Here is a 13254-nt window from a genome sequence, read left to right as displayed (position 1 = left end):
AACTTAAAGCGATGCATTAATTTGTTACACTCTCAGTTACTACCTTTTGTTCATAAAACTCTGGATGTGCTTCTTTTAAGACCGATGTTCGTAGCATAACTAGTGCTATCGTTACGATAATTGCACTTGTGACAAGTAAAATAACCGTTGCTGGGATTGTATCGTACAAGATGCCGTAAACAACCATACCAATCGGCATCATTGACATTGCCATTGTTTCCAATAACCCCAATACACGTCCGCGGTATTCTTCCGAAATTAACTTCTGCATATAAACCATAATCGGCATGTTAATCCCCATCTCAAAAATAGCGAAAATAAAGTAGAGTACTATATAAAAGATAACAATCGCTAAATAGGATAAATTCGTTACTAATGGCACAACCGCCAGCCCTAAACTGCTAGCCAGCAGCAATAAGCTAATTTTAGAAAAACGTAGTGGCGCCTTTACCTCTGCCCGTGTTGCGAAATAGACGGAAGCAATAAGCATACCAAATGCGCCAGAGGCCTCTACAAAACCAAAATGAGTTGATTTTACTTTTAATAATTCAATAATAACGTAAGTCCCCCCTACAACGATGGCAGAGAAAAACATATTAATCCATAACGAAACCCACATAATTGTTTTCACAACTTTATGTTGCTTAATATAACGAAAGCCATTAGCCAGCCCAGCCCACATCTTTTCCTTTTCTACCATTTGTTTTCTTGTACTATAAAGAGTAAAATTCATTGTGGCTTCTAAGCAAAACGTAATCACATAGGCCACCAAATGTACAAGTAAAAAGGCTTCTATGGAGAAAAATCCATACATCATTCCACCGATTACTGGTCCTCCAATTGCTGCGATGGACACTGACATTTGATTAAATGACATTGCTTTTTGTAGGCGTTCTGGATCTACGAGTGTTGCGATTGAGGAAGAAAATGTTACACCCGAAAAGGCTGCGCATATTGTATTAAAAACTGTTGCAATATAAATAGCATACACCGACAAACCGACCATTTCTGTATAAAGTAGTAACCCAACAACGGTCAGAATTGTACCTGCTTGCGCTACTAAAATTGTGCGTTTCTTTGAATAATTATCAGCTACATAACCAGCCAGAGGCGCGACCAATGCACGAGGTAAAATGGAACATATCATCGTTGTCGCAAAACTCATCGCTGACCCTGTCAGTGCCAAAATATATAACCCTATCCCAAATGATAAAACATGAGACCCTAACTGAGAGATCATCTTACTGGCTGTAAATGTCCATAAATGATACGTCGCCTTCTTATATTTTTGCGCTTCATTCATAAAAAACCCCTCCAAATTTTTAATTAATTTAAAAAGTTTAATTTAATTAAACAAAATATAACACACTTCCCCCTTTTCAAGCAAGAAAAAGTTTAATATAATTAAACAAAATGATTTTATTCACTTTTAATGAAAAGGAGGCGAGGCAGTGAACTCTTTAGGCACGCGAATTCGTAAATTAAGGAAGGAACAAAAGTTAACATTAGAGGCACTTGCCGGTGATCGTCTAACAAAAGGAATGTTAAGCCAAATTGAAAATGATAAGGCCAAGCCGTCGATGGAAAGTCTAGATTATATAGCGGAACGTTTAGGCGTCAAAGCAAGTGAATTGCTTGAACAAGTAACCCCCTCTTCCATACGTCATCTTTTAGAGCAGGTAGAAATTTTATTTGCTGAATTAAAACTTGGTAATACAGATAATGTACAACAAATCGTAGAGATGATTAAGCCTTATATAGAAGATCTTTCGCTTAGTTATGAGGCAGGGCGTTTACTATATATATATGCAGCAGCACAACATCATGCGAGATTAACGACATGGGCATCACCGCTTCAACAGGCACGCATTATGTTTAAAGAAATTAATTTATTAAGCCATTGGTTTGAAACTTATATATTAGAGTTGGGCATATTATCGGAAGAAAGAAACTACAAAATGGCTTATTCTTGTATGTTGCAGGCGAAAGAAGAGGCTGAGCAGGAAAATTACCAATTAGATTCGCGGGATACTGTGAAAATGGCGTATTATATTAGCGTTTTTCAGTTAGCAATTGGTGAATATGAAGAAGGTAAACAGCTCATTTATGAGACCATTACCGATGCACATAAAAATCAATTTTACTCTTATATAGATGATATGTATCGTATTGGGGCGTTTTGTGCCATGATTGACCATGATTTCGAGCAAGTAGAGCATATGCTGAAGAAGCTTGAGCAGTATCGGATTTTTGCCGAACAAGTGAGTGTGGATGCTTTGATTTTCGTATTAAGAGCGCATTATTATAACAATTACACGCACGATTATCAGCAGGCACTAGAGGAAATAGAGCGTTTTGGTACACTTATGAATGATAGCTCGGTTATTTTCGAAAAAAACTTATACTATTCAGAAAAGGGAAAATCCTTATATTTACTAGGTCAATATGAAGAAGCTAAGGAAGTATTTGAACATTTTACTGACATTCCCCCATTCATCTTACATCCATTTGATATACTAGGCTTAAATGAGTGTTTTTCCTATAAAGCACTTTGCTATGCACATTTCGGTGAGTTAACAACTGCCTACGAAATTGCCAAAATGGCCTATACGGATTCTCAAGAATTAATTGATCTACCTTATAAACAAAAAGTTGAAGAAACTTATTATTCAATTAAAGCACAAATAAATTCGGTTCAATAAATATTTAGGGATTGCACTTTGATATATGTGCAATCCCCTTTTTTAGCTCAATTTATCATTTCTAATTTCCTTCTGTATCTTGCGAAGGGCTTTTTTCGAACCGCGCTCTATATCATGCTGAAGCTTTCGATCTTTATAGTCCACAAACAATGTCTCTATATCATATCCTTCTGGGTATAATTCTGTTGCTGGTAGCTCTAATGCCATTCGTTTAACATTTACCTTTATGAATTCTCCCTCATAGAACACGACAACATTAAAGAAATTATCCATTTCTTCATAAACGATTCCAACGTCATCATGATCTAACAGCTTTACTCGATCTCCCTTTTTAAATTCATACTTTACTGTTGTTCTCACATTTTCAATCTTCGGCTTGCGTATTTTACTATCACTTACTCGTTCTAAATGATATTCCTTACTGTCAATATAGCCTTTAGCTCTTTGTAATACTGTTTCACGTATATTCATTTTCTTAGAAATCCATAGAGCATTACTCTCTCCAGATGTTCCGATCATTAATTTATACAACGGTTCCAATGTATCACTATTAAAACGCATAGCCGCATTCATAAAATCACTATGCATTTCAGAGAAACGCTTAATTTCTCCATAATGCGTTGTCGCCACTGTAATACAGCCCATATGATAGAACTCCTCCAAGATGGAAATGGCCAGCGCTGCTCCTTCATTTGGTTCCGTACCGCTACCTATTTCATCAAATAGCAAAAGAGTATTATTATTGGATGCCCTCATAATATCCGAAAGATTTTTCATATGGGATGAAAACGTACTAAGTGCATTTTCAATACTTTGATTATCACCAATGTCTACAAAAACATGATCGAATATAGCTATTTCAGTTCCTTTATCCGCAACAATATGGAAGCCTGACATTGTAGCCAATGTTAATAAGCCAATGGTTTTTAGGACAACTGTTTTTCCGCCAGCATTCGGCCCTGTAATGATTAGGCTGCGATAGTCTTTACCAATTTCGAAATGAAGTGGCACCGCCTCACCTGTTAACAGTGGATGCTTACAATTGACGAGCTTTATATAGCCAACATCGTTTAAGCTCGGCTCTACGCCTCCAATATGCTTGCTAAACTTGGCTTTAGCAAACACCATATCATATTGGCTAATTAACTCCATGTTGATATTGATTTCACGAATATGTTCCATCAAAAGCCCCGATAAAGTCGCCAAAATTTGATATTCCTCCACCGCTTCCTCTGCCTTCAAAGTGGCCATTTCCACATTTAATTTGGCGACTGTACTTGGCTCCATAAAGACTGTAGCACCTTTAGATGAAACCTCTACAATTGTCCCTTGCACATGATTTTTATAGGAAGCCTTAATAGGAATCGTGTATCGGTCATCCTTTTTACTAATAAAGAATTCCTGGATATATGTTTTATTTGCACTATTATTTAAAAATTTTGCTAAGCGGTCTTTAATTTTTTCCTCCGTTGTTTCGATATGATTTCGGATACGCTTTAACTCTCTACTAGCAGCTGAATCAACACGATTTGCTTTAATCGCAAAATTTATCTCCTCTTCCACACTTTTAAACTCAGACATGGAATTAGCATAGGATGCAAGTACTGGCGCAAAAAATTCCTTCTCCAGCATAAATTTCTTAATTTTTCTACAGCCTCTTAAAAAGTCTGAGATGCTAACTAATTCACTTGGGTCTAAAATAATCCCCTTTTCAAGTTTTTTAATCGTATTGTCAATATTTGATACTCCTAAAAACGGGACATGACCTTCCGCATCTAAAATTGCTCGTGCCTCAGTCGTTTCATTCAAACGATTTTTAACAACGGCCAAATTTGGGCTTGGTGTTAATTTATCTAATAACTGTTTACCTAATCCACTGACACAGTATGATTTAACGATTTCCTTCAATTCATTGTATTGTAATTTCTCAAAAGTAGTATGATTCATTGTTAATGTCTCCTCACTATGATTTTCTAGAATCATTCATGAAGACACCTACTCATTAGATAGCAATGATTTTTTATTCAATTAAAAAGACAAAAAGCTGTGGGAGAACCCACAGCTTTTACATTACAAGGCATGTGTAAAAAGCATCATGAAAAAGACCACATCAAAGTGAAGCACATTCAGACCATTACACGCTTTATAAAGTATAGTAGGTATCTTCATAGGTATCGAAATAAACCCACGACTAAATAAGGGGCCACTTTATGACGCAAATCCCCCGTCGTCATTTGAAATTTATTTCATGTAATTTTTCCTATTTAGAACCTACCGCACTCATTAAAAGCACCTCTCATTAATTATCATTGTTATCTAATTTGTCATTATCTTACTATATGCTGGTAAAAAAGTAAAGGTGCTTATGTTTGTTACGATTTTAAATTTGAGGACAACAAAAAAAACGAGTTAATCTACAATAATGTAAGGTTACTTAATCAATTTTTGAAATTGATAAAAAGTATTCTAAAACAAATAAGCGAAACTGCTTAGCAATTGGCGTAAAGTACTTTTATAAGTTGGTAATCCGTTCAGCAAGCCCTAAATCGTCGAAATTTTTTTGCCCTACGATTTCTATTAGGAAGAAGGAATAATAATAGAAAACCGTGTTCCCTTTCCCTTTTCACTTTTTATTTCTATATCTCCGTTTAATCCTTTTACAATACTGTATGCAATCATCGTACCTAGCCCGGTTCCCTTCTCTTTTATAGAATAAAACGGCATAGCGATTCGATTTATCTCCTCAGAAGACATTCCAATTCCTGTGTCAATAATATCAATCACAATATGATTCTTTACCTTTTTCACATTAATTCGGAGCATCCCTCCATTAGTCATGGCTTCAATCCCGTTCGTTGCAATGTTAATTAAACACATTTTTAGATTATCGGTGTTGGCATATATATAATAGGAACATTCATTATCGCTTTCAACTTTAACATTACATTGGATGGCGATCGGTAAAATAACCTCTATTACTTGCTCAACAATTGGTCTAATATCTAATAATTCTCTTGCAACATTTTGTGGTTTTATAAGGGACAAATAATCGTTAATAACGAGTTGCGCTTTTTCTAACTCCATTAGCATGACTTGCAAATAGTCATCCTTTTGTGTTTCAGAGATTTCGTTTTTACTAAACATCTGCATAAATCCATATACCGTAGTCAACGGGTTTCTTATTTCATGGGCTATAGACGCTGCTAATTCACAAGTCACCATAAATTTTTCTGCACGGTGAATTTTTTCTTTCATTTTAAACCTTTCTATCATTCCTTCAATTAGATAAAGAGACAATAAAACAGTCAGAATATTGATCACTATATAATTGAATAAAAAGTGAATAAAATCAGGTTGAACTTTATCGTTTATCCGTATTTGGTTCATTAAAGCGAAGATAGAAAAGGAAATAGTGCAAAGAGACATAAGCAATAAGCTGAACAATATTTTTCTTTTTTTATAATAACCAGCAAGAAAAAATTGGGATACCATAGTAATGGAAGTGGCCATAAAATATACAATAACTGCAGGGTAGACTCCGTCTCCACCTAAGTAAAAACGGTAAGAAACAAATATAACAGTAATAAAAATAAAACTCCTAAAACCACCATAGAGAACAGCTAAAAGGATTGGGATAAGCCGTAAATCATATATGTATCCATAATTAAACTTAAATGGGAATGTCATACAAAGAACAACCGCAATGGATGAAAGAAAGGAAATTAATATAGTATTACGCGCTTCTTTTCCACCTTTATCTAACCAAAATATTTGATAGAAAAAAATACAAATGATAATAATGAATGCATTTAATAATAATGTCGTTATCCCCATGATCAGCGCCCCTAAATTGAGTAATAAGTGTTAGAAAAGTGACAAAACACAAAAGGTTAAGATAATTATAAACATTTTTTCGTATAAAAAAAGAAAGATGTTGAAAAAAGTGTAAAAAAAAAAAACAGTTACTCTCTTCTCATTCTTAAAAGACTACTACTCTCTTAATCAGCTTCGTGCTATAAACAAGCAAGTATTCGGGTATTCCGTTCTTTCTTTAAAGGCAAGAATGTTGATTAAAGAACAGAAAACAGCTCTCAATCGCTGGCGAAATTACCAAGACCGGATCCAGAAAAAAACAGCCTAAAACAAGACTCGACAATCACCATTATTTGAAAGTGAAGTGTGCATTAGATTTGTAGAATTTTGTCCCGTACCCAACGAATTGTTAATGAATCAAATTATTTAGATACCCTCTTTTAAAAACCTCATTTACTTATGATACGGTTCACCGAAACTAACGTTAAATTGTATTACTAATTTTTCCTCGCATGTTGCCCATCCGCCACGCAACCAGAATTCAATTTCAAGTATTTCAGGAATTGCACTAATTTAAATACATTCTTACTCCACTAAACTGTTTCGTCAGTTCAATAAGAAAAAAAGAGCTGCCTATGCAACGATACTGCTCATATCTAAAGAAACATTGAAAGGCAAAAAGCTCTTTGAATCCCCTCGCATCGCAGGGATTTATCAAAGAATACAAAAAAAGTAGTACAAACCAATGGCATGGTTTGTACTACTAACATTCAACTATTTACTTATGCAGATTTATGATGAGCCCTTCTCGTTTCAATAATTTTCGAGCCTGAAAACAGTAGTAAGGCCGCCCAAATAATGCTAAATGCCAATAGCTCTATTTGACTAAACGGTTCCTTATAAAGCACGATCCCTAAAACTAACACAATTGTTGGCGATACGTATTGAATAAAGCCTAATAAATAGAGTGGAATATTTTGTGCACCTTTCGCAAATAAAATTAACGGTACTGCTGTTACGATACCGCTCACAATCATAAGGATGTCTGTCTTCCCATCAACATGTAAAAATGAAGCTTGATTCGTTGTAAAGAGATAAACATAATAGCCTAATGCAAACGGTAAAATAAATAACGTTTCAATGGCTAGACCCCTTGTCGCGTCAAGTTTAATTTTCTTTTTCAGAACACCGTAAATAGCGAAGGATATAGCAATAAGAAGTGCTACCCATGGAATTGATCCATAATTAATCGTTAAAATAATGACTGCAATAAAGGCAATTCCGGTAGCTGCCCATTGCGCACGACTAAGTGCTTCATTAAAGAAAACAACCCCAAAAATCACTGACAGTAAAGGATTAATATAATAGCCTAAGCTCGTTTCAATTAAGTGGTTATGCGTCACTGCCCAAATATATAAAAACCAGTTCATCGAAATAACAAGTGAAGCCCCAACAAGCTGCCAAAAATGCTTTTGGTGTGACCACAAATATTTTAAGTCTGCGAGAAGTTCCTTACGCATTCCAAATACTATTACTGCTAGTACTGTAAAGACAAAGGACCAAATGACGCGTGATAATAAAATTTCCATACTAGGGACATGCTCAAGTAATTTCCAATAAAGCGGGAATGCCCCCCAAAAAGCATAGGCTAAAAAAGCCGCCAAAACCCCTTTTTTCTCATTTGACATTGCCTCTAACTCTCCTACTCCATATAAATCTATAAGACATTTCGTCATATTACCATTTAAAGAATAGACTAATTATAGGACTTTGATTGGGAACTGTAAATGCCAAGTTTTAATAAATCGACATTAACAAAGTTACTCTTTCATTTCAGATTCAAGCTCAGAAATATATTTGCGCACCGTACTATAGCTAATATCAGGATTAATTTGACGTTTAATGCGAATGTGAATTTCTTTTATACCAACACCCTGCTCTCGCATATCGCGAATCATAGATTTTAAAGGACCTGACAGGGATTCCTTTGACAGAGCAGTATATTTACTTAATTCAATTAATAGCTCTGTATTTTGTCGGCGAATCTCCTTGAGTTCATTTACGACACAATTGTATTCTGTTAACTTTTTTTGTAAGACTGCGTTTTGCTGCTTTATTTTTTGCATGTCTTCCACAAGCTCTAAATTTTGTTTCTTTAAAATTTTCCTCTCTTGCTCTAAAATTGTGTGCTTTTCATCTAAATCTATATGCATGGCATTGTACAGCTCTTCTATATGCGTTAATTCATGGTAGCGACTTTTTAACACGAGCATTAGATTTTCTGTCGTATTAATCGAAAGTGTTCCATCCTTTAAAGGCTCACAGGATAATGAAGTTGGATTCATTTTGCTCATCATCTTTTATTTACTCCATGATTGATTATTTTATGTAATCTATTTGCATTGTTTAGCATCTTTCCGCTTCCTTTATCTTTGATAATCATTCTCATTTAACTTATCATAATGAGGAATTTCTGTTTTGTCAAAAAAAAAATGCTTCTTGCAAGGTAAGATTGCAAGAAGCTTTACGATTACATTTTTTTCAGTTTTTCGTATTCAAGTTGTAAACGTTCAATACGTTTACGGCCTTCCTCACGATTTCTTGCTGTTTCTGCTTGAATTTGCTTCGTTTCTTGAATACCAGACATAATTGTTTGCCATGTCGTTTCAATGGTTTCGATTTTAATGCTTGGACTACCAGCCGCACGCGCGATATTAACGCTATTTTTACTAATATTTTCTGCATTTCGTACAAGCATTTCATTCGTACGACGGTCTAATTCACTCATTGAATCAGAAATAAGCTTTTGGCGCTTTAACGTCACCGCATGAATAAGTCCTTGCTTGAATATAGGAATTGTCGTTACAAACGCAGAGTTAATTTTAGCAATTAAATGGTTATTTCCTTGCTGCATTAATCGAATTTGTGGAGCAGACTGGAATGAAACTTGTTGTGCCATTTCTAGATCATATCGACGTTGTTCTAGTAAATCAACGGCACGTACCATCGTTTCATATTCCATTGCTGCTAATTGATCGCCAGTTTGTGCTTTTTGTTCTAGTACCGGTAATGATGAACGTACTTCATCTGTTTTCACTTCAATTGCTGCAATAAATTTACTTAACGTTTGGAAATAATCTAAGTTTTGATCATATAAATTCTCAAGATCAATCGTATTTCGTTTCATTTCACCTTCGTATTTTTGAACCTCATGGAAAATAACGTCAACTTCTTTATTCATGCTGTCATATTTGGATAGAAACTTTTCTAATTGTTCCTTTCCTTTACTGAACAGTTTCGTAAGGAAGCCACCTTTTTTATCCTCCGCAAAATCTTGAGGATCAAATTTATCCATAATTCGATTTAAATTATTTAATAATACACTTGATTCCTCAAGCTTACTTGTTTTCATCGTTGCTAGCATTTTATCTGAAAAGGTAGAAATACCATTCGCTGTTTCTTTTCCAAGCTCTAGCATAGCAATTTGGTCTTTCACATCAATTTTTTGTGCTAATGCATGAACCTCTGGATCTTGTTTTAATTTAAGTTGATTCTGTGCAATTTGTGATAACTCTTGCTCAGAAACTAGTACTGGTTTTTGCTCTTGCTCCACCTGTAATAATGGATTAGGTTGTAATAATGGATTTTCTGTTGCGAATGGATCCTTTGATTTTAATAGGTCATTGTCGAATTCAGACATAAAGTTTTACCCCCTGCGATTTATCTCTTTTATTTACATACGATTCCAAGCTGAAAAGGTTTCATTTTAGTCAATCCTTGCAAAATAAGAGTCACTATATCGTGATGCTCTAGTTGATTTTCTTATGTGGCAAAGCGTTAAATAGATGACTTTTTAATAAACCTTCCATCCTAGCTTGAGATAACAAAACGTCACTCTCATCTATAAATTATAGCTTTTTTCATTAGGAAATTCGACTGAATCAACAAAATACTTTACATCATTTTCTAGCATTGGAATATTCGAACTAAAAAAGCAGCTACTTTATGTAGCTGCTTTCATCATCATGTTGTCACTTTTAGTACTGTCTTAATTTTTTGAATAACGCCACCTGAACTATAAGTTAGCACGCTGCGTTTATAGAATGATATGCTGAATAAGTAAGCCACAATAATTGTTGCGATTAAAATACCTAACGATAAAAGTGGTACCGTTACGCCTATATCAGTAGCCCCGATACGCATCGGCATAATCATTCCAGACGTAAATGGAATATAAGAGAATACCTTAATGATAATTGTATCTGGATTACCCATTCCTGAAATCAGCACATAGAAACCAATTATCGTAATCATCATGGCTGGCATTAATACTTGACCTGATTCTTCAACTTTAGACACTAAAGAACCGAATAATGCCCCAACAATTAAATAAAGAATGATTGTTAATAGTAGGAATAGCAGGGCATATATTACATAACCAATCGATAATTCATTAACAATGCTAGCTGCCATATCCCAAATAACACCGTTCTTCGCAAATTTCGCATAGATTAGGAAGACAACTATTATGATACTCATCTGTGTTAATGCGAGTAATAGTACACCAGCAATTTTTGCTTTAAAATGGGTAGCTGGTTTAACACTTACTAGTAGCATTTCCATTGCACGTGAACCTTTTTCAGTAGCAATTTCCGTTGTAATCATAGATAGGAATGTAGAAATAAAGAAATAAATTAAAATACCAACTGCATAAGATACAAATAGTCCTGATTGTTTTTCTTCTTCACTTTTACCACCAGTAGACTCTGTATTTAAGTTTTTATCAGTGATAATCGTTTTTGCATTCATAATTTGAGCTGCTTGGTCTGGTGTTAATGATAACTGTTGTACAGCAAAATTTTGGCCAGCAAGTTGCAGTATCGAATTTATCGCACCTTGATCATTTAATTTCAACGGGGTGAAAGTGGCAATTTCAGCATGTAGCTGACCATTCTGATCTGTTATTTTAACGATCGCATCTAGCTTTTCGTCTTTGACCTTTTTCTCTAGCTCCGATATATTCGATTCATTTTGTATAAATTCCATATCGCCATTAGATACAAAGAGACCGGTTAAATCGGCTGATGTTTCGTTGACAATCGCAATTTGTTGCGCATGATCATCACCTGTAAAAAGCTCTTTAATATCTGACCAGAAAACTGCAACGGACATCCCAAGTATATAAATGACTGTCATTACAACAAAGGATTTTGATTTTATTTTTGATTTGTAAAGCTGTTTCATTAATAAATTAAACTTCGACAACGTTGCCACCTACCTTATCTTTAAAGATCTCATCTAACGATAAATAATCTAAGCTGAATTTTTCTATATATTTACCATTGGAAAGCTTCTCGAAAATGCTTTGTGCATAGCTCTCATCCTCTAGAGTGAGCACGGTTTGCTCTTTCTCCACTCGAACATCTTTGACTCCCTCAAGCGTCAACAATTGAGTTGTCGACCACTCTGTACGTACTGCCAATCTTGTTTTTCCGTATTGTTTCTTTAAATCTAGTAGACTACCTGAAAACAGAGAGACTCCTCGTTTTAATAGACAAAGATGATCGCATAGCTCCTCTACATTATCCATCTGGTGACTAGAGAACAAAATCGTTGTGCCCTGTTCTTTTAAATGCAATATTGCATCTTTCAGTAAATCTTTATTTACAGGATCAAGTCCACTGAATGGTTCGTCTAGTATTAAGAACTGCGGTTTATGAATAAAGCTAGCAATCAGTTGTACTTTTTGCTGGTTCCCTTTTGACAAAGTTTCAGCCTTATCTTTCCGTCTTTCCTCAAGCTCAAATCGATTAATCCAATAGTCAATCGCCTTCTTTAACTCTGACTTCTTCATGCCTCGTAGCTCACCAAAAAAGTAAAGCTGATCCTCTACCTTCATCGTCGGAAAAATGCCTCGTTCCTCTGGTAAATAGCCAAGTACATCACGGTTGATGGCATTAACGGGTTTGCCATCCCATGTAATCGTACCAGCCGTTGTCTCCTGTAAATCTAAAATCATTCGGAACGTCGTTGTTTTACCGGCTCCGTTTTGTCCAATCAGCCCAAAAATCTCCCCTTTTTCAATCGTAAAGTCCAGATTATCGACTGCTGTGAAATCTTTGTATTTCTTTGTGACACGTTCTAATTGTAATGTCATCTTTTTTCCTCCTACACTTCAAATATATGTAATTCTCGTTGCAGTCCTTTTTTACGTCTTTCTACCTTCAAAATTTGCATACACATAATTATTACGACTACAAGATTTAAACACGAAAATCCTGTGTTTAAAAATCTTTCTGTTGATTCACCAAGTCCAATATAAAGGTTGATAAATCCAACTAAAAGATTAAGCAATGTTACTGATATAAAAAGACGGCTTATTGATTTTAAATACTGTATTTTCGAAGAACTATCTGAAAATAATTCAAATGGTCCTTTTGATTTCTTTTTGCGGTAATAAGCCCATCCTCCAAACTTTGAAACAAACTCGATATTCATCGTCTCTAAAAATTCAAAGTAATCTTGGCTTTTACCTTTGATTAGTTCATTGCGATAAATGTACTGACCTGGTTCCCCTTTTTCAAAAATAAAATATCCCACCATTGTACGCTTTAGATGCCAACCTTGTTCCGCCATATCATTAACCCATGCTTCTTCTTGTTCATAATCAAGAAAAAAACGATACACTCTTTTTTTCATAAAGTTCCACCTCCCATCTAAATCTTATAAAATTGATGTG

The 13254-nt window shown here is 34.9% G+C and carries 10 protein-coding genes; 1 reads left to right on the top strand and 9 read right to left on the bottom strand.

The window, feature by feature from the left end; all coding sequences use genetic code 11:
* Positions 1 to 16: 16 nt before the first annotated feature.
* On the bottom strand, positions 17 to 1303 hold the full coding sequence (locus ACQKN2_RS00470; protein WP_427413168.1) for an MFS transporter: 1287 nt from the start codon (positions 1301 to 1303) through the stop codon (positions 17 to 19).
* Positions 1304 to 1451: 148 nt separating this feature from the next.
* Between ACQKN2_RS00470 and ACQKN2_RS00465 the strand changes: the two genes are divergently transcribed.
* A complete protein-coding gene (locus tag ACQKN2_RS00465) occupies positions 1452 to 2702 on the top strand; it encodes a helix-turn-helix domain-containing protein (RefSeq protein WP_427413167.1) in 1251 nt (416 codons plus the stop codon).
* Between the two features lie 42 nt (positions 2703 to 2744).
* Here the strand turns inward: ACQKN2_RS00465 and ACQKN2_RS00460 are convergent, their stop codons facing one another.
* From ACQKN2_RS00460 to ACQKN2_RS00425, 8 genes are all read right to left on the bottom strand, one after another.
* Entirely contained in the window at positions 2745 to 4649 is a 1905-nt protein-coding gene (locus ACQKN2_RS00460) for an endonuclease MutS2 (RefSeq protein ID WP_427413166.1), read from the bottom strand.
* A gap of 630 nt (positions 4650 to 5279) precedes the next feature.
* Positions 5280 to 6536, bottom strand: a complete 1257-nt coding sequence (locus ACQKN2_RS00455; RefSeq protein ID WP_427413165.1) for an ATP-binding protein — start codon at positions 6534 to 6536, stop codon at positions 5280 to 5282.
* Between the two features lie 761 nt (positions 6537 to 7297).
* A complete protein-coding gene (gene rarD, locus ACQKN2_RS00450) occupies positions 7298 to 8203 on the bottom strand; it encodes an EamA family transporter RarD (protein ID WP_427413164.1) in 906 nt (301 codons plus the stop codon).
* Between the two features lie 132 nt (positions 8204 to 8335).
* On the bottom strand, positions 8336 to 8872 hold the full coding sequence (locus ACQKN2_RS00445; RefSeq protein WP_427413163.1) for a hypothetical protein: 537 nt from the start codon (positions 8870 to 8872) through the stop codon (positions 8336 to 8338).
* A gap of 173 nt (positions 8873 to 9045) precedes the next feature.
* On the bottom strand, positions 9046 to 10215 hold the full coding sequence (locus ACQKN2_RS00440; protein WP_427413162.1) for a toxic anion resistance protein: 1170 nt from the start codon (positions 10213 to 10215) through the stop codon (positions 9046 to 9048).
* A gap of 323 nt (positions 10216 to 10538) precedes the next feature.
* Complete coding sequence (locus tag ACQKN2_RS00435; protein ID WP_427413161.1) at positions 10539 to 11789, bottom strand: ABC transporter permease; 1251 nt, start codon at positions 11787 to 11789, stop codon at positions 10539 to 10541.
* Positions 11767 to 12672, bottom strand: coding sequence for an ABC transporter ATP-binding protein (locus tag ACQKN2_RS00430; RefSeq protein ID WP_323646463.1), 906 nt, complete (start codon positions 12670 to 12672; stop codon positions 11767 to 11769). Before ACQKN2_RS00430 ends, ACQKN2_RS00435 begins: the two co-directional genes overlap by 23 nt.
* Positions 12673 to 12683: 11 nt before the next feature.
* Positions 12684 to 13214: a DUF2812 domain-containing protein gene (locus tag ACQKN2_RS00425; protein WP_427413160.1), complete on the bottom strand. Its 531-nt coding sequence runs from the start codon at positions 13212 to 13214 to the stop codon at positions 12684 to 12686.
* Between the last annotated feature and the right edge of the window lie 40 nt (positions 13215 to 13254).

Source organism: Lysinibacillus sp. NPDC093688, from assembly GCF_050280145.1.
Taxonomy (GTDB): Bacteria; Bacillota; Bacilli; order Bacillales_A; family Planococcaceae; genus Lysinibacillus; species Lysinibacillus xylanilyticus_B.
This window is presented reverse-complemented; position numbering and strand designations above follow the sequence as displayed.

What these genes read in the sequence shown, in the direction of transcription:
- ACQKN2_RS00470 (WP_427413168.1), bottom strand. Translation starts at nt 1,303, where the DNA reads ATGAATGAAGCGCAAAAATATAAGAAGGCGACGTATCATTTATGGACA.
- ACQKN2_RS00440 (WP_427413162.1), bottom strand. Translation starts at nt 10,215, where the DNA reads ATGTCTGAATTCGACAATGACCTATTAAAATCAAAGGATCCATTCGCA.
- rarD (WP_427413164.1), bottom strand. Translation starts at nt 8,203, where the DNA reads ATGTCAAATGAGAAAAAAGGGGTTTTGGCGGCTTTTTTAGCCTATGCT.
- ACQKN2_RS00460 (WP_427413166.1), bottom strand. Translation starts at nt 4,649, where the DNA reads ATGAATCATACTACTTTTGAGAAATTACAATACAATGAATTGAAGGAA.
- ACQKN2_RS00425 (WP_427413160.1), bottom strand. Translation starts at nt 13,214, where the DNA reads ATGAAAAAAAGAGTGTATCGTTTTTTTCTTGATTATGAACAAGAAGAA.
- ACQKN2_RS00455 (WP_427413165.1), bottom strand. Translation starts at nt 6,536, where the DNA reads ATGGGGATAACGACATTATTATTAAATGCATTCATTATTATCATTTGT.
- ACQKN2_RS00430 (WP_323646463.1), bottom strand. Translation starts at nt 12,672, where the DNA reads ATGACATTACAATTAGAACGTGTCACAAAGAAATACAAAGATTTCACA.
- ACQKN2_RS00445 (WP_427413163.1), bottom strand. Translation starts at nt 8,872, where the DNA reads ATGATGAGCAAAATGAATCCAACTTCATTATCCTGTGAGCCTTTAAAG.